The following is a 21,167-nucleotide window of genomic DNA, read 5'->3' as shown; positions in this document are numbered from 1 at the left end:
ATTACCAAAAAATGTATAATCTCATGAAAACGAAAATAATTTTCTCTTTCGTATTAATTATAAGTCTGTTTTTCACTTTTCCTGTTGCCACTGCTGCCGAAAATCCTGTAAAACCTTTTGTGGTTGTATTAGATGCAGGTCATGGAGGTCATGATTCAGGAAATACGGGGCACAATAAGGCATATAAGGAATCGGACATTGCCTTGAGTATTGTTCTTAAAACAGGAGCTGCCTTGGAAAAAATTCCAAATGTTAAGGTTATTTATACCCGTAAAACCGATGTGTTTCTTGAACTTCGTGAACGTGCAGCAATTGCGAATAGGAATGATGCCGATCTTTTTGTTTCCATTCATTGCAATGCCCATAGTTCACAAGCTTTTGGCACTGAAACTTTTGTCCTAGGCCTTCATAAGAGCCAAGCAAACTTTGAAGTGGCAAAGAAGGAAAATGAGGTAATTTATCTTGAAGAGAATTATGAAGAAAAATATGGTGGTTTTGATCCCAACGCTCCCGAATCTCTTATTGGCATGGTCCTTATGCAGGAAGAATATTTGGACCAAAGTATTCTGTTGGCCAGTTTGGTCCAGAATAATATTGTTCAAAATTTAAAACAAAATGACCGAAGTGTGAAACAAGCTGGATTCTGGGTGCTGCACAACACTTATATGCCCAGCGTTTTAATTGAAACAGGATTTTTGACCAATAAGAAAGAGGGTGCTTATCTTAATTCTGAAAAGGGACAGACCGAGATGGCCCGTGAAATTTCCAATGCTATTGCAAGGTATATCTCAAGTTTATCAGAAGCAAATACCAACCTAAAGTTGCGTGATCCGGAAATAGAACAAATAAAAGTGGAGAAAGCCATTGAGGAAACCAAAGAAGATATTTACAAAGGGGTTATTTTCAAGGTCCAACTGGCGGCAAGCAGTAAGAAACTGGATTTGCAACCTCAGAATTTCAAAGGATTAAAAGAGATGTCGCGAGTTAGGGAAGATGGATTATATAAGTACTATTATGGAGAGACCTCGGATTATAACAAAATCGAAATGATGAAAACCTTCGCACGGCAAAAAGGTTTTGATTCCGCTTACATTGTAGCCTTTAAGGAAGGGAAAAAAGTAAATGTTTCCCAAGTGTTAAAATCGAAAGCCAATTAGTGGGAGTTCGTTATATTTATCACTTAAATTTGCCCATCATCTAAAACTACTCATTTGAAACTATCGAAAGAAGTAAAAACAGGGATTCTTGCCATTGGCGCTATTCTATTGCTAATATTCGGGTATAGCTTTTTAAAAGGCACCAACCTGCTCGAAAAAAACCGGGAGTTTTTTGTAAAATACCAAAACGTGGAAGGTTTGGCCATAGCTGCTCCCGTAACAATTAACGGGCTTACCGTTGGAAAGGTCCAGGATATCTCTTTTGCCAATGAAAAGGGAAGTTTGGTAGTCAAATTTTCTGTTGAAAAAGACTTTGAGTTTTCCAAAAATAGTGTTGTTAGAATTTATAGTGCTGGTTTAATCGGAGGGAAATCCTTGGGTATTTTTCCACAATACGATTCGCATAACATTGCCAAAAGTGGCGATACTCTCGTGGGAGACGTGGAGGATGGTATGCTTACAGCTGTGAGTAAAGCATTGGGACCTATTGAGAAAAAAGTGAGTAATACCTTAGCGACTATGGATACCCTTTTGCTAAACGTAAATGATATTATCGATCTCGAAACCCGTAAAAATCTTAAGGAAGCCATAGTCAACCTCAATAATACATTGAATTCCTTTTCTGGCGTTTCTGAAAATCTGAACCATATTCTGGCAAATAATACAGATAAATTGGACCACACTTTTACTAATCTTGATAAGACCGCCGGCAACCTTGCTCAATTAACTGACTCTTTATCAAAATTAGAAACGGGCAAATTGGCGACAGATCTACAAGAGGTTGTGGATAAAATGAATAAAATTGTAAGTGGCGTGGATAATGGCGAGGGCTCGATTGGAAAGTTATTGAAGGACGAAAAACTTTATGAAAATCTTGAAGGTGCATCCCGTCAATTGGAGGAACTGTTACAAGACTTAAAACTAAATCCAAAACGCTATGTGCATTTCTCGCTTTTTGGAAAAAGAGCCCGAGAATACGAAGCTCCTGATAATCCTGACATTTAGATCATGCAGTACATTCCAAATATTATTTTCTTAATTCTACTCGCTGCGGGTATTGGGTATTTTACCTTTAATATCCGTAAGATCATCAGAAACATTAAACTGGGGCACGAAGTTGATGCCTCCGATCACAAAGGCCAGCGATGGGCAAATGTTTTTAGAATTGCGTTGGGACAATCGAAAATGGTGGTTAGACCTGTTCCTGGACTGTTGCACATTTTTGTTTATGTCGGTTTTATAATCATCAACATTGAAGTATTAGAAATCGTTATTGACGGAATCTTTGGAACCCACCGCGTTCTTTCCACTTTACTTCCGATGGGACTTTATAATTTCCTCATTGCTACTTTTGAAGTCTTGGCTTTTCTTGTTTTAGTTGGGGTCATCTTATTTTGGACCCGACGGAATATTCAGAGATTAAAAAGATTTTGGGCACGCGAAATGAAAGGCTGGCCCAAAAATGACGCGAACTTTATCCTTTATTTCGAAATGGTCCTTATGCTGCTCTTCTTAACCATGAATGCGGCAGACCAAAAATTACAGATATTACAACCTGAACATTATACTAAGGCTGGTGCATTTCCCATTAGCCAATACTTTCTGCCTCTTTTGGATAATGTCTCTGTAAATGGATTAGTAGGGATTGAACGTGGGGCTTGGTGGCTGCATATTTTCGGGATTTTAGTTTTCCTGAATTACCTATACTTTTCAAAGCATCTGCATATACTTCTTGCGTTCCCGAATGTCTATTTAGGTAGGGTAGTCCCTAAGGGAAAATTCCCCAATCTTAAATCGGTTACAGATGAAGTGAAAATGATGATGGATCCAAACGTTGACCCTTTTGCAGCTCCTGCCGAAGGGGCTCCAGAGCCTGCCCATTCCAAGTTTGGAGCGAGTGATGTTATGGACTTAAATCAATTTCAGTTGCTTAGTGCTTACACTTGTACCGAATGCGGACGTTGCACAAGTGTATGTCCTGCCAATATTACTGGCAAACTGCTCTCTCCACGAAAGATAATGATGGATACGCGAGATCGTTTAGAAGAAGTGGGGAGGAACATAGACAAGAATGGAGAATTTAAGCCAGATGGAAAACAACTTCTAGACGATTATATTTTGCGTGAGGAACTTTGGGCCTGCACCACTTGCAATGCCTGTGTTGAAGCTTGCCCGGTAAGTATAGAACCCATGGGTATTATTATGGATATGAGGCAGTTCTTGGTAATGGAGCAATCAGCCGCTCCACAAGAGTTGAATGTGGCTATGACGAATATTGAAAACAACGGTGCACCTTGGCCTTATAATCAGATGGACCGTTTGAATTGGAAAGATGAAAATTAATTTGAGGATTGAGAACAACGGTTTCTTAAATTAGATAGAATGAAGTCCGAGGAAATAGAAAAAATGTTGCAGGATAAATTAGAAGGGAACAATGATATAAGTCCTATTCTACCGGAAGGCGTTAAAAACTATTTAATCGATATAGACGGTACCATCACTGAGGATATCCCGAATGAGGAGCCAGAACGTATGATAACCTGCGAACCTTTTCCAGATGCCTTGAAAACCTTAAACAAGTGGTACGATGAAGGCCATATAATCTGTTTTTTTACTTCCAGAACGGAAGCTCATAGAGAAATTACTGAAACTTGGTTAAATAAACATGGCTTCAAATACCATTCTATTTTAATGGGGAAACCACGTGGTGGAAATTATCATTGGGTGGATAACCATTTAGTAAAAGCCACTCGCTATAAAGGGAAATTTACCGACTTGGTGGAAAAAAATATAACGATTGAAGTGTTTGAAGATTAAAAAATACAATCCTAGTTGGCAATTCCATAGCTCCCCTTTAGGAGTTGGGGCACCTGAAAGATGAGGGATTAAACCTGAACTGAAATTTAAAAACAGGAAACTTGAAAATTTAAAAAATGAGTGAACCAATAAAAGTCCCGACAATGGCTGAATATGCAGCTCAGGGCAAAATGCCGGAGGTACTTTTTTTTGTAGGATGTGCCGGTAGCTTTGATGATCGCGCAAAAAAGATAACGAAAGCCTTTGTGAAAATTTTGAATAAGGCCAAGATAGATTTTGCCGTGTTGGGAACAGAAGAAAGTTGTAATGGCGATCCCGCAAAACGGGCGGGAAACGAATTTCTGTTCCAAATGCAGGCCATGACAAATATTGAAACATTGAACAGTTACGGAATAACGAAAATAGTAACGGCTTGTCCCCACTGTTTTAATACCATAGGAAATGAATACCCGGGTTTAGGCGGTAATTACGAAGTAATGCATCATACCCAATTTTTAAAATCCCTTCTTAATGAAGGACGTTTAAAGGTTGAGGGAGGTAAGTTTAAAGGGAAGAAAATTACTTTTCACGATCCTTGTTATCTGGGAAGAGCCAATGGTGAATACGAAGCCCCTCGCGATCTTCTAAGAAAACTTGATGTGGAATTGGTAGAAATGCGCCGAAATAAAAGTAACGGTCTTTGTTGCGGAGCCGGTGGAGCACAAGTGTTTAAGGAGCCAGAGCCGGGAACTAAGGATATAAATGTGGAACGAACGGAAGAAGCCATGGAGACCACCTCTGAAATAATTGCAACAGGTTGTCCGTTCTGTATGATGATGATGACCGATGGAGTAAAAGCCAAAAATGTAGAAAATAAGGTTCAGGTAATGGACGTTGCTGAAATGATCGCCAACGCCGAGGATTTATAAATCTTCCGATTAAAGAATTTGATCTCTTTTTGAAAGTGGCCGGCCACTTTCAAAAAGAGGATCATAACACATCTTTTTAGCATTGGGGAGAATTACTTCCCCTGCTAAAAAATATCACAAAAAAAATTAAACGAACCTTCAAGTAAGTTGCTACTACTTTGAAGGTATAAAAAAATGAAAAAGAAAATACGATGTTGACAGAATTCAAAAATCTACCCGACGATTCCAGAGTTTGGGTCTATCAAGCAAACCGAAAATTGAGCGATGAGGAAGTTGCTGAGATAACGGAGAAATCCAATGAGTTTTTAACCAAATGGACCGCACACGGTGCGGAGCTTGAAGCCGCCCTGGAAGTTAAGTATAATCGTTTTATTGTTATCGGGCTCAATCAGGCAAATGCTTCTGCTTCAGGTTGTAGTATTGATGCTTCCGTTCATTTTATCCAGTCTCTTCAAGAGAAATATGATATTGATCTACTAGATAAAATGAATGTAACCTTTTACTCAGGTGAATATATTGCCTACAAAACCTTGGAGGACTTCAAAAAAATGGCAAAAGATAAATCAATTTCAAAAAACACAGTCGTTTTTAATAATCTGGTTAATACTAAATCCGAATATCAGGAAAATTGGGAAGTTCCGGCGAAAGATAGCTGGCACAGTAGATTCTTATCATAATAAAGGCCTTCATAAATATGAAAAAGTTATTGTTTGCAGGCTTTGCTATTCTCTTTTCTTTTCAGCTCTATTCCCAAGAAAGGAATCCTCTAATTGTTAAGGACGATTTTCAAAATCAGAAAAAATGGGTCGATAGCATCTATGATTCTATGACCACCGAGGAAAAAATAGGTCAACTTTTTATGGTGGATATTTTTTCCAGCGACCCTAAAGTGAAAAGCGATAAAATTAAAGACCTAATTTCGAACTATCATATTGGAGGGGTTATCTTTTCCAAAGGTGGTCCCATGCGCCAGGCAAAGCTTAACAATGAGTTTCAAGCCTTAGCCAAAGTACCTTTAATGGTGGGTATGGACGCAGAATGGGGACTCGCCATGCGACTCGATTCTACTTATGCCTTTCCTTGGAATATGACCCTTGGCGCCATAACGGATAATAAAATTGTTCAGAAAGTGGGCAAACGGATCGGCGAACAAGCCAAGCGTTTGGGAGTGCATATCAATTTTGCGCCTGTGGTGGATATTAATACCAATCCCAAAAATCCTATTATCGGTAATCGTTCCTTTGGCGAAGACAGGGAAAATGTAACGGAAAAGGCAATTGCTTTTATTAAAGGAATGCAAAGTGCTGGCATTATGGGCAGCGCCAAACATTTTCCAGGTCATGGCGATACAGATAAGGACAGTCATAAAACTCTCCCTAGTTTGGATTTTTCAAAAGAACGGTTGGATTCCCTAGAATTATATCCATATAGGAGAATGATAAATGAGGGTCTAAGCTCGGTTATGGTTGCGCACTTGAATGTGCCGGCTCTTGAGCCGCAGTACAACTTTCCTTCTTCACTTTCTTCAAGAATAGTTACAGGGCTTTTAAAGGAGGAGCTTGGTTTTAATGGATTAATATTTACCGATGCTCTCAATATGAAAGGAGCATCAAATTATAAAAATCCCGGCGAAATTGAATTGGCAGCCTTTCTTGCCGGAAACGACGTACTGCTTATTCCTGAGGATGTGCCCAAAGCGGTGGATTTTCTTTTAGCAGCTTATCAAGGACAGATTATTACCGAAAAAAGACTGGCATCTTCGGTAAAAAAAATACTTTATGCCAAATACAAGGTTGGTTTAAACCATTATAAACCAGTAAATACAACTTATTTAGTCGACAATTTAAATACTGTCAATGATGATGCGCTTTATGAAGAAGCAATGGCCAATGCGCTTACTATTATCAAAAATGATAGGGCAATTTTACCCATAAAAGATCTTGAAAAGAAGAACATAGCTTACGTGAACCTGGGTGACGACTCAGGTGAATATTTTTTGAATGAACTGAAAAAATACGCCTCCGTTACATGGGTGAAAGCTAATAGTCTTGATGAATATGTTCAAAAACTGAAAGAATTCAATTATGTAATTGTAGGATTCCATAAATCGAACGCTAACCCCTGGAAGAAATTTGAGTTCACGGATAAGGAATTGGTATGGCTATACGAAATTTCACGGACCAATACTGTGATTCTGGATGTTTTTGCCCGACCTTACGCAATGCTCGATTTAAAAACTACCGCAAATATTGAGGGGATTTTAATTTCCTATCAGAACAGTAAAATTTCACAAGAACTTTCCGCCCAATTAATTTTTGGTGCACGAGAGGCCTTGGGAAAGTTACCGATTTCTTTAGGTAAGGATTTTCCCGTGAATACCTATTTAAAAACCAAAACCTTAAAGAGACTTCAATACGGTACTCCTGAGAGTGTGGGGATGAATAGTTATAAACTGCGAAAGATTGACTCCATGGCCCTGAAGGGGATTAAGGAGGGAATGTTTCCAGGAGCCCAGATTTTGGTTGCTAGAAAGGGAAAGGTGATCTATCAGAAAAATTTCGGGTATCACGAATATGATAAAAAGATTCCGGTAAGGGACACCAATGTGTATGATCTGGCCTCGCTCACCAAAATACTGGCATCGCTTCCTATTGTGATGGAATTGGTAGATCAGAAAGAACTCTCCCTAAACACCAAGCTTTCGGAGATGTTACCCGATTATAAACATTCCAATAAAGCAAATATTACTTTGCTTCAGATGCTTTCACATTATGCCCGTTTCAAAGCCTGGCTTCCGTTTTATCGTTATACACTTAATGAGAAAAAAAACGGAGTCTCTTCTAAATATTATTCCGATATAGCGGGAAGCGATTTCAATGTAAAAGTTGCCGAGAACCTCTATATGCGCCGTGATTATATGGACAGTATTTTCGATATTATTCGGGATAGTGACCTTAATCCAAAGTTGGAATACAAATACAGCGACCTTCCCTATTACATTTTAAAAAAATACTTCGAGAAGGAATTCCATAAACCAATGGAACTTATTGTACAGGAAAATTTATATGAATCCTTAGGAGCTAATTATACCACTTATATTCCTTTAAGTAAATTTTCAAAGGAGAACATTCCTCCTACGGAACAGGATAACATTTTTCGCAATCAGAAAGTTCAAGGATATGTACACGACCAAGGTGCTGCAATGTTGGGAGGTGTGAGTGGTCATGCTGGACTTTTTAGCAATTCAAACGATGTGGCAAAAATAATGCAGATGTATCTTTGGAAGGGATTTTACGGAGGGAAACGATATTTTAAACCCGAAGTTTTTGACGAATTCAATAAATGTTATTTCTGCGACAAAAATGTAAGACGCGGGGTGGGATTCGATAAACCCCAGTTGGGTACAAGCGGCCCAACCTGTGGGTGTGTGTCAATGACAAGCTTTGGACATAGTGGATTCACCGGTACTTTCGCGTGGGCCGATCCGGATAAGGAAATTGTTTATGTATTTCTTTCCAACCGAACCTTCCCAGATGCTGAAAACCGAAAATTAATCCAGAGCGATCTCCGCAGTAAAATACAGGAGGTTATCTATGAGGCGATTGATTATTGAAGGGCATCACTATGGGAAGGTAGCACGACGGAAAGGCACCACGACTTGAGAGAACTACGAATCTTGACTGAAGGGAATCACGACAGAAGGAAACAACAAAACGGGATAGAGCGAAATAATGAACAAAATTTTTGTTGTTTTTCGTGCAGCGGTCGTGTTTCAAAAGCACTTATGTGCCGTTGTCGTGTTTCAAAACGTCTAAAATTATAACAAAATCGCCCATTCGGGAAAAAGTATGAAAATAGCAATAGTGTGTTATCCAACTTTCGGTGGGAGTGGAGTAGTGGCAACTGAATTAGGTCTGGCATTGGCAGAACACGGTCACGAAATCCATTTTATAACCTATAAACAACCTGTTCGCTTGGAACTTCTTTCCAAGAACATCCACTTCCATGAGGTTACAGTTCCAATATATCCTCTTTTCCATTTTCAGCCGTATGAACTGGCTCTTTCCAGTAAATTGGTGGATATGGTAAAACTTCACAAAATAGAATTACTTCACGTTCATTATGCTATCCCACATGCTTATGCGGGCTATATGGCAAAAAAAATGTTGGCGGAAGAAAACATTTTTATTCCCATGGTGACAACTCTTCATGGAACAGATATTACTCTTGTAGGAAACCATCCTTATTATAAACCTGCAGTTACTTTTAGTATTAACAATAGTGATGTGGTTACTTCTGTATCACAAAGTCTAAAAGATGATACCTTAAGGCTTTTCGATATTCGTAAAGAAATATACGTTGTGCCGAATTTTATTGATATCCCAAAAAAGATCAGCTCAGTAAGCAATTGCCAGCGAAACCTTATGGCATCTCCGGACGAGCGTATTATTACGCATGTGAGTAATCTTCGTCCCGTGAAACGGGTAAAGGATGTAATCGAAATTTTCGATCGTATCCAGAAAAAAATTCCTTCTCGATTAATAATTGTAGGTGACGGTCCTGAGCGTTTAAAATGTGAAAAGTTATGTGAGAAAAAAGGAATTGAGGAAAAAGTGCGCTTTTTGGGCAACAGCAACGAAGTTGACAAGATTTTGTGCTATACGGACCTCTTTATCCTTCCTTCGGAAAAGGAGAGTTTCGGGTTAGCCGCATTGGAAGCCATGGCCTGCGGAGTTCCAGTTATTTCGAGTAACACAGGAGGTTTGCCCGAAGTAAATATTCAAGGAGTCAGCGGTTATCTAAGTGAAGTGGGGAATGTAGAGGAAATGGCCGAAAATGCCATTAAAATTTTAAACTCTGAGGAAAGTTTGCTACGGTTCAAAAAGCAAGCTATTGAATCTGCGATGGTTTTTGACACTAAGAAGATAGTCCCTATGTATGAAAAATTATACCAGATGGCAATCAAAAATGAAGCATGTACTTCTGTAGATAAAATTATTTAAATAGGTATAAATTAGGAGTTTGCTTCTAAATTTTAAATATTTATAATTTAAAAGTTTCAGCTTAGCTATTAGGAACTTTAGATTACAAAAAAATGTCCGATACGTCGGACATTTTTAATATAGAATATTTAATTACTTTTAGAATTGATATCGAATTCCGAGACCTACATCAAAACCTAGGTCATCGTTGTAACCCAGGTTGAACTGGGGTCTTGCATCAAGAGATAACATAAGTGGAATATCAAAATTATACTCAATACCTACTGTACCTGTTATAAAGGCGTAAGTGTCAGATCCACCGTCGTAATATCTTTTATCATAACTAACCATCCCTAATCCCGCACCTGGTCCAGCGTACCAATTGAATCCACCATCGATGTTCCAAAGCCATTGGTAAATACCTGTTAATTTTATTCCATCGCTGTGTTTGTAATTGTGCCAAGAAAACCCGAACTCAAGGCGATTGTTATCACCAACATGTCGCTGATAGTTGATTTCTGGACCGAATCCATCATTATCTCCCAATCTTAATCCTATTGCGTTCTTCGAAATTTCTTGAGCGGTTCCTTCATATCCGAAAGCTACGACTACGAGAATTAAAAAAATGTACTTTTTCATATTTTTAGTTTTAGTTATTGGGAGCAAAGTTACTTGTAATGCAAGTGTTCAAAAGTTAACGCACTGCTAATCCTTTCATCTGATTTTACAATTGTTTGTTAACTAATTTCTAACTTTACAGTTAGAAAATGGAAAAGAAATTTCAGGATTTTAAAAAAATATTCAACGGTGAATTTTATATCGATTCGCTGCATACTTCATTGTATGCAACGGATGCTTCCGTATATAGAAAAATCCCCATTGCCGTAGCCTATCCGAAAAATGAACGCGGTCTCCGGCAGCTTATTTCATTTGCAGAAGCCAACAATACATCTCTCATACCTCGCGCCGCGGGAACTTCATTAGCTGGCCAATGTGTCGGGAACGGAATAGTAGTGGATATCTCAAAACACCTTGTCAAGATTCTTTCCGTTGATGTTCATGAAAAAACCGTTACCGTTCAACCTGGGGTAGTTCGGGATGAACTTAATAAGGTTTTAAAATCCTTTGGTTTGTTTTTTGGCCCCAATACATCTACCAGTAACCGATGTACTTTAGGAGGAATGGTAGGAAATAACAGTAGTGGGACAACATCTATTCAATATGGTGTGACGAGAGATAAGGTTTTAAAATTGAAAACTCTTCTTTCTAATGGAGAGGAGGTCGTATTCGAAAAAAAATCCAAAGAAGAATTTCTCCAGAAAACACTTTTGAATTCCCTTGAAGGAGAAATTTATAAAACTATTTATGAGGAATTAAACTCACCTGAAAAACAAAAGGAAATAAAAGAGGAATTTCCGAAACCCCAAATCCATAGGCGAAATACAGGTTATGCGGTGGATGCCCTACTAAATACCTCGTTGTTTGAAAATTCTGATGAAGAAATAAACCTTTGCAAACTGCTCTGCGGAAGTGAGGGTACCTTGGCGTTTACAACTGAAATTACGCTGCAATTGGATGATTTGCCCCCAAAATTTACTGCAATGGTGGCAACACATTATACATCCTTGGATAACTGCCTGAACGATGTGGGAGTGGCCATGCAACATCCACTCCACACCTGCGAAATGATGGACAACGTAATTTTGGATTGTACCAGGTACAATAAAACCTATCAAGATTACCGCTTCTTTGTAAATGGGAATCCCAAAGCGATTTTATTGCTTGAATTAAAGAATGATTCTGAAGAAGATTTACAAGAACAAACCAATGCATTGTTGGAATCTTTAAAACAATCAAATCTTAGCTATTGCAATCCTGTCTTAAAGGGTAAAGAAACCGAAATGGCCCTGGAGCTTCGAAAAGCGGGACTAGGGTTATTGGGAAATATTGTTGGAGACAGAAAAGCTGTGGCTTGTATTGAAGATACGGCCGTAGCCTTGGAGGATCTACCTTCATATATCAAAGAGTTTGAAGCCTTGATGGCAAAGTTTAAACAACAGGCGGTCTATTATGCACACGCCGGAGCAGGGGAGCTGCATCTCCGTCCTATTCTAAATTTAAAGCTGGGTTCGGATGTTGAGTATTTTCGAAAAATCACTTATGAAGTAGCATTACTCTGCAAAAAATACAAAGGCTCTTTTTCAGGAGAACATGGAGACGGAATAGTAAGAGCAGAATTTATTCCTCTGATGATTGGTGCGAATAACTACGAGCTCTTGAGGCGAATCAAGACGGTTTTCGATCCCCAGAATATTTTCAATCCGGGAAAAATAGTGAACGCGTTCAAAATGGATGAATCCTTTCGCTATAAAACAAATAGAACCGAACCAGAAATAGAAACCTTGATGGACTTTACCGATTATCAAGGCATATTACGGCTTGCCGAAAACTGCAATGGTAGTGGCGACTGTAGAAAAAATGAAGATGCAGGGGGAGCAATGTGCCCAAGTTATCAGGCTACAAAAAATGAAAAGGATACCACGCGGGCAAGAGCAAATATGTTGCGGGAGGTTTTAACGAATAACGATGCCATTAATAAATTCGATTCAGAAGAATTGAGAGAGGTAATGGACCTTTGTATAAGTTGTAAGGCCTGCGCCAGTGAATGCCCAAGTAATGTGGATATCAGTATCGCCAAGGCTGAATTTTTATATCAATATCACAAAGTTCATGGAGCCACACTTTCAAATAAATTGTTTGCAAAAAGCACTAAGCTCAACAAAATTGCTTCCCGATTTCCGAAGGTGTCAAATTGGTTTTTTTCCAATTCTTTCACCTCAAAAATGATAAAAAACATTAGTGGTGTGCACCAAAATCGCTCCTTGCCTAAAGTTTCAGAAAAGAGTTTTACAAATATTTTTAAAAGTAAAAAACAGGATTTTGTAGCTAGATATCATAACCAAAATGAGATAAAGGGAGAGTTATGGCTGTTCGTAGATGAATTCAGCAATTACCTTGATTCCGAAATTGCCTTAGATTGCTATTTACTTTTGATGAAGTTGGGATATCAGGTAAATGTGATTGATACGTTAGATAGCGGTAGAGCGCTCTTTTCCAAAGGATTTTTGGATGAAGCGAAAGTTGAAGTCGATAAAAATATACTTTTCCTAAAAGATAAAATTTCCAAAAAAGTTCCGCTTGTAGGAATTGAACCTTCTACAATCCTTTCCTTTCGCGATGAATATCTGAGATTGGCAGATGATAAAACTTCCGCAGAAAACATTTCGAAACACACATTTTTGATAGAGGAATTTTTGGCAAAGGAAACTGAAAAAGGAAATATAACTTCCGAACAATTCACTTCAGAAGAAAAAATTATTAAAATTCATTCCCATTGCCATCAAAAATCTCAAAGCAATCAAAAGGTAACTTTCGATATCTTGAACCTTCCCAAGAACTACAAACCCACTATTATTCCCTCTGGTTGCTGCGGAATGGCGGGAAGTTTTGGTTATGAAAAGGATCATTATGAAGTAAGTATGAAAATAGGAGAATTAAAGCTTTTTCCGACAGTCCGAAAAACTCCCATTGACACGGTAATTTCTACCAATGGAACGAGTTGCAGACATCAAATTCTGGATGGTACGGGAAGACGTGCTCTGCATCCGGTAACTATTCTGAAAAATGCACTCATTTAGCTAGTTTTGAATTACAAAATGTTTGTAATTTACGTTTGGAACCACCACCGCTTGCTTCTCCGCTGAAGCTATAGCGGCAGGCGGACGCGACACGACCCTCGACAGGATATCGATTAATAGAAGTTATTTTTCAAATTTTACAGCATTTATGCTGTTTCCAAAAGTTCCCGATGAAAAATCGGAACAAGCTGTGACTTAAACCGTCGTGATTCAAATCGTCGTGACTCAAAAAGTCGTGATTCAAAAAGTCGTGACTCAAAAAGTCGTGAGTCAAAAAGTTCCCGATGACAAATCGGGACAGGCTGTGGTTGCAACGTCTTGTTTCCCTTAAGTCCTTTTAAAAAAAAATCATTTTTGAATAATTCCTTCTGAAAGTTTACATTTGTTGAAAACCACTTTATGGCTGGAAATTCCTTTGGAAAAATTTTTACCCTTACCACGTTTGGCGAATCACACGGTGAAGCCATTGGCGGGATTATAGATGGCTGCCCCGCGGGACTTTCCTTAGATTTTGAAGCGATTAATGCAGAAATGCAACGAAGGAAACCCGGGCAATCCGCCATCGTAACCCAACGAAAGGAGGAAGACGAAGTAAAGTTTCTCTCAGGAATATTTGAAGGAAAAACGACTGGCACCCCGATTGGCTTCCTCATTGAAAATACCGATCAAAAAAGTAAGGATTACAGTCATATAAGGGATATTTTTCGTCCTTCACACGCCGATTTTACCTATGAAAAAAAATATGGTATTCGTGATTATCGTGGAGGTGGCCGTTCTTCCGCACGAGAAACAGCGTGTAGGGTAGTAGCGGGCGCTATTGCAAAACAACTTATTCCGGAAATCCAAATCAATGCTTTCGTCTCTTCCGTAGGAACAATTTTTATCGATAAGCCCTATCAACAATTGGATTTTTCAAAAATCGAAGGCAATATTGTGCGATGCCCAGATGAGGCCACGGCCCAAAGAATGGAAGAGCACATCAAAGAAATCCGCAAACAAGGGGATACTGTTGGGGGAACAATTACCTGTGTTCTTCAGAATGTTCCCATTGGTTTGGGAGAGCCTGTTTTTAATAAGTTACACTCAGAATTGGGTAAGGCTATGCTCTCAATCAATGCCGTAAAGGGTTTTGAATATGGTAGTGGATTCTGTGGTTCTCAGATGAAGGGCAGCGATCATAATGACATATTTAATACTGATGGAACAACAAAAACCAATTTAAGCGGTGGCATCCAAGGTGGGATAAGTAATGGTATGGACATATATTTTCGCGTAGCTTTTAAACCCGTTGCAACTATAATGCAAAATCAGAAAACTATTGATTCCGAAGGGAATAATGCCATAGCCGAAGGGAAAGGCCGTCACGACCCTTGCGTAGTCCCAAGAGCTGTGCCAATTGTGGAAGCCATGGCCGCACTCGTTTTGGCAGATTTCTGGTTATTGAATAAAATATCATCTATAAAAAATAACGGAAGCTAAATTTCTCACGTCTCATATTTAAAATTTCAAGTCTATAATCTTACATCTATTTAAATGAAAAAACTCGCCCTACACTGGAAAATAATTATTGGACTTATTTTAGGGATTATCTGGGCTTTACTTTCCAGCAAATTGGGATGGAGCGAATTTACTATCGATTGGATTGCTCCGTTTGGAACGATCTTTATCAACCTCTTGAAGTTGATAGCTGTTCCTTTGGTTTTGGTTTCCATTATTAGTGGAGTGGCAAATATTGGCGATCCCGCGAGTTTGGGTCGAATGGGAGGGAAAACATTATTGGCCTATCTGGCCACAACCCTCTTTGCAGTTGGTTTAGGCTTAATATTGGTAAATGTAATTCAACCTGGAAAATTGATTGATGAACAGAGTAGGATCGATAACAGAATCAGTTATGAAATTTGGGCATCTTCAGAGGGACGGCAGATAAAAGATGGGATTAACTACCTTCAGGATCCCGCCTTTTTTGAGCGCGCGCAGAAAATTACAGATCTTTCTAAGGGAGAATTGAAAGATGCCTCGGTCACAGAAAAAATGAAGACGGCGGAGAAAACCAAGGAAACAACGCCCTTACAGCCTTTGGTGGACATAGTTCCAGAAAACTTCTTCTTTTCCCTGAGCGATAACGGATTGATGCTCCAGATTATCTTCTTTGGAATATTCTTTGGGATTTGTTTGCTTTTGATACCCAATGAGAAATCGAAACCCGTTACCGATTTTATGGACAGTGCGATGGAGGTCTTCCTAAAAATGGTTGATTTGGTAATGCAGGCGGCACCCTTCTTCGTTTTTGCTCTTTTAGCAGGTGTCGTAAGCAGGATGGCAGGGGATGACATAGGGAAGGTCTATGAGATATTTAAAGGGCTGAGCTGGTATTCCCTAACAGTATTTTTAGGCTTGATGTTAATGATTTTTATTGTCTATCCTTTACTTATAAAAATATTCCGAACAAAAATTCCTTACCGTGGATTTTTCAAAGCATTGGCACCGGCGCAGACCTTGGCCTTTTCTACCTCAAGTAGTGCTGCAACTCTTCCCGTAACCATGGAATGTGTGGAAGAAAACCTGGGAGTAAATAATAAGATTACCAGTTTTGTACTACCAATTGGGGCGACTGTGAATATGGACGGGACCTGTCTTTATCAGGCGGTTGCCGTAGTTTTTCTGGCGCAACTGCATATGATAGATTTAACCCTTGGCCAACAATTAACCATTGTTCTTACAGCCACTTTGGCCTCTATCGGGTCGGCAGCGGTACCCAGCGCAGGCTTGGTAATGTTGATTATAGTATTGGAGTCCGTTGGACTGAATCCGGCTTGGATTGCCATTATTTTTCCGGTAGATAGAATTTTGGATATGTTCCGTACCGTCGTTAACGTGACAGGTGATGCTACGGTTTGTACTATTATCGCCGATGGTGAGGGGATGCTCCATTATGAACCCAAAAACAATCCTTCCAAAACTTTTGATTTGGACTCCTGAGAAGGAAATGTTCCCATCATTAAGTGTTCATAATAAAAAGGTTAAGAGGTAACTTACCTGGGTATTTCTCGAATTATTTTTGGAACATTCCAAAGAATTTAATATCTTGGACTGTTCTCCCCAGAACTTTTTCCCCAAAATATTTTTTTCCTTTCGTAATTGTTTAAAAGCATATTTTATGAAGGCGCTTTTATTCCTTTTAGGGGCTCTATCTATTACTCCCAATTTCTATAGTCAGGTTGGGATTGGCATCACTACGCCTTCGCCAGCTTCCATGCTTGAGGTGAGCAGTACTTCTGATGAAGGGGATACTTATGCGGGATTTATGCCGCCTCGGGTGCCGGATATTTTGGCTAGGGATGCTATTCTTGCCAGTACAACAGATGTGGGGTTGCTTGTATATGTTGAAAATTTAGGATGTTTACAATTGTGGAATGGTTCAGGATGGGAAAGCGTCCATTGTATTAATACCGTTGGCTTTGCCAACCTATACCAGAATTTTGATTTGAATACTACCTGGGGATATTCTTCCGACGTTCCGTTTTTTGATAATGGAACTAGATCATTTTTTGGAATAACCGATAACTCTAGGGGCGGCTTTAGCCATATTACCACATTGACAAATAATTTTTTGGGAATCAATGATCTGAATGATCCAGAACATGGTAATGGAACTGCCCAATTTGCCACCATTACTTTCACTACAATTGATCTTTCATTGGCTCCAAATGGAGCAACTATTTCTTTTGATTATGAATTTTATAGATTTGATGGTGGGGATAAAGCATATTATACCATAATTTTAGATGGGATTGCACAACCGGAAGTGACATTAATTGAAGGTAGTGGAAATTTATCGCTCTCAGGTTCGGTTTTGGAAATAATTCCTCCTGGAACCATTTCTGCATCATTAAGAATAAGAATTAAACAAGATGGAGCAGACGACTATGCAGGGTTTGATAATTTTGCCATTGTGGCCAATTAGGTTTGGTATTCATATATGATTTAACCTCTCTTTTTAAACACATATAATATAAAAACCCTCCCTTCATTTCTGAAGAGAGGGTTATTAGATTAAAATTGGCTAATCTATTCCTTTATAATGAATTCTGCAGTACTTCCATTGTTACCATTTATAATAACCATATAAGTGGCACTGGAAAGATGGGATACATCGATAACTGTCTCGATGGTAGCTCCATTAAGATTATAACTTTGGATCAATCTTCCAGTAAGGTCATAAATAGATAGACTTTCAAGTTCAGAATTGCTTGAATTGAGGATATTCAATTGATCGCGCATAGGATTTGGATAAAGTGTGGTTCCAACCAAGGCTCCGTGGCTTCCCACATCCAATCTTTCACTAAATACCCCACAATCCATACCGCCATCGATAATGGTCCAATTGAAGGTGCCGGTCAAAATGTTCCTGCCGGGCTCACCCGCGCAGTATTTGCTTAAACCAGCATGAAACTTAACGTTGCTTTTTAAGGGCAGTGCGCTCCAGCCATTCAACAATGCATCATAATTGGAGGTGGAAAGAGTAACGTTTACAAACATGTTGGTCATATCTGTCACATTGCTGACGTCCCATGCTCCCAGGTTCTGGTCAAAACGATTGGCGTGAAAAAACATACTGCGCATATTTGTGACGTTGCTCACGTTCCAATTGCTTATATCCTGATTAAATTTCATGGCTGTAGCCAACATGTTGTTCATATTGGTCACGTTGCTCACGTTCCACGCACCAAGATCTTGGTTGAATATGGTAGCTCCGTGGAACATTTGCTCCATATCGGTTACATTGCCGACGTCCCATCCTCCAATATATTGGTTGAAAACGGAAGCCCCACCAAACATTCCTTTCATATTGGTTACATTCCCCACGTTCCAGTTGCCAATAGCTCCGTTAAACTTTCTGGCATAGGCAAACATTCCAGACATATCGGTCACATTACTTACGTTCCAACTATTGAGATCTTGATTAAAATTCATTGCAGTTCGGAACATGCTATTCATCGAAGTCACGTTGCCGACATTCCAATTGTCAATGGGTTGGTTGAACAAAGATGCTCCATCAAACATTTTTTCCATTGTTGTAACATTGCCCACATTCCAGTTACCAATGGGATAGTTGAAAATTGATGCCCCACCGAACATACCATACATGGATGTGACATTGCCTACATTCCAGTTGCCGAAGTTGGCATCACCGTTGAATTTTCTGGCAAAAGCAAACATTCCGTACATATCAGTAACCATGGAAAGATCGGGCATATCCATTGCGTGGCTCACAAGGTTTTCACAGCCCAAAAAGGCACTGTTCATTGATGTCCACGGATTGACACCCCATTGCTCAATAGACTTTATTTTCATTCGGTCTCCAGAATTGTTGAAATAGATACGTGGAAAAGCACCGTTTATCTTAACGGTATAAACACCTGGCGCTGTATAGATATGAGAAGCATCACCAAACCATCCGCCGTCAGTGTTACCATCTCCCCAATCCACACTGTAATTATATCCGCTTCCAGTAGTTGGGATGGTGATCATTTCGTTGGACATTGTTGTCTGCCAGGTAGTCACAAAGTATTCACCCGGATTTATTGAAGATGTAAGAAAACTAACCGGACCTGTAAAGATACTTTGATTACTTCCACAATCCGCTTTTACATAGACATCATAGTTTGTGCCAGCTGTCAAGCCGTTTATAACAGTATTTGACGAACCTGATGCAAGTACTGTTGTCCCCTCAGAATTTGGATCAAATCCCGGAGCCCCATATTGGATAATCCATTCGGTTTCTGATCCACCAGCTACCCAGGAGATGTCGGCGGTGGTTTGTGTAACCGCATCCACCGATAGGCTGGTAGGAGCTTGGCATACGGAACCAACGTCACAAGTTCCTTCCCAAATATAAACCCCATCCTTAGATAAATCAGGAATTGTCCATCCCCCATCATAAAGAGCAAGAGGATGCCCTATCATGCTAGAAGTAGTAGCCACCCAGAAAACAAATCCCCCGCTCCCATCACTAATGGAAAGTTCAATCCAATAAGTTGTTGGAGCGCCACTCTGACCCGGAAAAGTAAATGGAGTAACTGTCATTTGTAGTTCGTGTACATCATAACCACTTCCGCTACCAATAATCGTCTGGCTATCTATAGATACTGAATTTTCGGAACCAATCAATGTTCCAGGCAACCCCGATGCGTCGTCATAATAGTTAACGTTTACGGTAAGGATTGGATTGTTGGCCATAATACTTGCGGTGATATGCTCCAACGTAAAGTTGTCATCTGCCGCTACCGTTAGGTCATTGGCAGTTTTAAAGATGTAATCGGAAGAGCAATTATATCCATCCTCAAAAGTAAAGTCGTTGGGGTTTTCTTCAGAACAGTTTACGGTGCCACCGCCAAGTGGTCCACAATCGCCATCAAAAATATATACGGTATCCCACCCGGGATAAGGAAGCCACGTTGCCCCTGCATCCTCTGAATATGATAGTGGCAATCCCACCACACTAGCGCTAGTAGAATCAATATAACCGAAGTCAGAAGAAGTCATATCTACATATAATGATACCCAATAGGTTGTAGGCAATCCAGCCTGTCCCTGCAGCATTACGGGATTAATATCAAATACGATTTCAGAAATATCATATCCATTATTGTTTCCTATTATTGTCTGGGAAACTGGGATTACCGCAGCCTGTGAACTCTTTATCGTTCCTGGAAGATCGCTTGCATTCTCATAAAGGGTAATGTCCGCAGAAATTAGGGTTACACCAGGAATACTATGGATATTAATAGTAATTGTGTTTAGGGTAAAATCAGTATCCGCTGGCACGGTTATGTCTGTAGCTATGATTTGGACCGTATTCTTTGATGTAGTATAGCCAACTTCAAAGCCATTGGTAGGATTTTCCTGGCTGCATGCCAAATTGGATCGTTCAGCTGAGCTATTGGATAATTCCAAAGCTTCTTTATAATTGATAGTTTGGTCAGACTTAGGATAGAACTCTGGATGGCTTCCGCTCAACACTCCCGTGCTCGAGGGTAGGAAATTCCAACTTCCGGTTTTGGTGGTTTCCTGAGATTTGATTGTAGGCTTTTGAAATACAATAGGCTGGTTTTGGCTATGGTCTTTTAAACGTTGTTCCTGAACGGATGCAGTTGGCTTATTCGAGGATTCGACATCTGATCGGTTTACTCTCGAACCTTGACTGGAAGATTGCATAACTTGGGCGTTCATCGAAAGCGAGAGCAGGCCAACGATACAGATGATAACCGTAATTCTTTTCATGATTAAATAGTTTGGTTAATAAATAGGTTAAATGGTCAACAAGAAATACTAGAATCTCCGATGTATTTCTATATTTCGATTAAGGTCACCTCTCCTATAAAGGTGACTTTAAGTTCTATTCGTGTAGGGGTCAGAGCGAAATAAACTAATTTAAATATTAGCGTAATTCAAAGCGAGGGGATGAAGGGAGTTTTAGGAATATTCTTTTTCTAAATTTATAATGTCCAAATATTTATAATATCCTATTAAATTTAATTAAACATTACTAATTTATCAATTATTTTTCTTAATTAATTGAAAATAACACATCTTAAAGGTTTT

At 39.3% G+C, this 21,167-nt stretch carries 14 protein-coding genes; 12 read left to right on the top strand and 2 right to left on the bottom strand.

Annotation, left to right across the window (positions count from 1 at the left end):
• The first annotated feature begins 23 nt into the window (after positions 1–23).
• The 8 genes from EI546_RS02525 to bshA all read left to right on the top strand — a co-directional run bounded on the left by EI546_RS02525 (position 24) and on the right by bshA (position 9,885).
• Entirely contained in the window at positions 24–1,157 is a 1,134-nt protein-coding gene (locus EI546_RS02525) for an N-acetylmuramoyl-L-alanine amidase family protein (RefSeq protein ID WP_128249068.1), read from the top strand.
• Positions 1,158–1,211: 54 nt separating this feature from the next.
• Positions 1,212–2,162 carry an MlaD family protein gene (locus EI546_RS02520; protein WP_128249067.1) on the top strand — a complete coding sequence of 317 codons (951 nt, stop codon included), beginning with the start codon at positions 1,212–1,214 and terminating at the stop codon, positions 2,160–2,162.
• Between the two features lie 3 nt (positions 2,163–2,165).
• Positions 2,166–3,500 (top strand): (Fe-S)-binding protein, encoded by a 1,335-nt coding sequence (locus EI546_RS02515; protein ID WP_128249066.1) that lies wholly within the window; start codon positions 2,166–2,168, stop codon positions 3,498–3,500.
• 39 nt (positions 3,501–3,539) lie between these two features.
• Positions 3,540–3,974: an LNS2 domain-containing protein gene (locus EI546_RS02510; RefSeq protein ID WP_128249065.1), complete on the top strand. Its 435-nt coding sequence runs from the start codon at positions 3,540–3,542 to the stop codon at positions 3,972–3,974.
• 116 nt (positions 3,975–4,090) lie between these two features.
• Complete coding sequence (locus EI546_RS02505; protein WP_128249064.1) at positions 4,091–4,882, top strand: (Fe-S)-binding protein; 792 nt, start codon at positions 4,091–4,093, stop codon at positions 4,880–4,882.
• Between the two features lie 191 nt (positions 4,883–5,073).
• Positions 5,074–5,559, top strand: coding sequence for an ABC transporter ATPase (locus EI546_RS02500; RefSeq protein ID WP_128249063.1), 486 nt, complete (start codon positions 5,074–5,076; stop codon positions 5,557–5,559).
• Positions 5,560–5,576: 17 nt separating this feature from the next.
• Positions 5,577–8,495, top strand: coding sequence for a glycoside hydrolase family 3 N-terminal domain-containing protein (locus EI546_RS02495; RefSeq protein WP_128249062.1), 2,919 nt, complete (start codon positions 5,577–5,579; stop codon positions 8,493–8,495).
• Between the two features lie 235 nt (positions 8,496–8,730).
• Positions 8,731–9,885 carry an N-acetyl-alpha-D-glucosaminyl L-malate synthase BshA gene (bshA, locus tag EI546_RS02485; RefSeq protein WP_128249060.1) on the top strand — a complete coding sequence of 385 codons (1,155 nt, stop codon included), beginning with the start codon at positions 8,731–8,733 and terminating at the stop codon, positions 9,883–9,885.
• Positions 9,886–10,023: 138 nt separating this feature from the next.
• Here the strand turns inward: bshA and EI546_RS02480 are convergent, their stop codons facing one another.
• On the bottom strand, positions 10,024–10,503 hold the full coding sequence (locus tag EI546_RS02480) for a hypothetical protein (protein ID WP_128249059.1): 480 nt from the start codon (positions 10,501–10,503) through the stop codon (positions 10,024–10,026).
• A gap of 128 nt (positions 10,504–10,631) precedes the next feature.
• On the opposite strand from EI546_RS02480, the gene EI546_RS02475 reads away from it, so the two are divergent.
• The 4 genes from EI546_RS02475 (at position 10,632) to EI546_RS02460 (ending at position 17,526) form a co-directional block, all read left to right on the top strand.
• Positions 10,632–13,562, top strand: a complete 2,931-nt coding sequence (locus EI546_RS02475) for an FAD-binding and (Fe-S)-binding domain-containing protein (protein ID WP_128249058.1) — start codon at positions 10,632–10,634, stop codon at positions 13,560–13,562.
• Positions 13,563–13,961: 399 nt separating this feature from the next.
• Positions 13,962–15,041 (top strand): chorismate synthase, encoded by a 1,080-nt coding sequence (aroC, locus tag EI546_RS02470; RefSeq protein WP_128249057.1) that lies wholly within the window; start codon positions 13,962–13,964, stop codon positions 15,039–15,041.
• A 54-nt stretch (positions 15,042–15,095) separates the two neighbouring features.
• Complete coding sequence (locus tag EI546_RS02465; protein ID WP_128249056.1) at positions 15,096–16,541, top strand: dicarboxylate/amino acid:cation symporter; 1,446 nt, start codon at positions 15,096–15,098, stop codon at positions 16,539–16,541.
• Between the two features lie 178 nt (positions 16,542–16,719).
• Positions 16,720–17,526 (top strand): hypothetical protein, encoded by an 807-nt coding sequence (locus EI546_RS02460; RefSeq protein WP_128249055.1) that lies wholly within the window; start codon positions 16,720–16,722, stop codon positions 17,524–17,526.
• A 104-nt stretch (positions 17,527–17,630) separates the two neighbouring features.
• Here EI546_RS02460 and EI546_RS02455 read toward each other — a convergent pair whose 3' ends face one another.
• Positions 17,631–20,846 (bottom strand): BspA family leucine-rich repeat surface protein, encoded by a 3,216-nt coding sequence (locus EI546_RS02455; RefSeq protein WP_128249054.1) that lies wholly within the window; start codon positions 20,844–20,846, stop codon positions 17,631–17,633.
• Positions 20,847–21,167 lie beyond the last annotated feature (321 nt).

This window comes from Aequorivita sp. H23M31 (assembly GCF_004022485.1).
GTDB classification, from domain to species: domain Bacteria; phylum Bacteroidota; class Bacteroidia; order Flavobacteriales; family Flavobacteriaceae; genus Aequorivita; species Aequorivita ciconiae.
The sequence above is the reverse complement of the archived record's forward strand: the minus strand, read 5'-3'. Positions and strand labels throughout refer to the sequence as shown.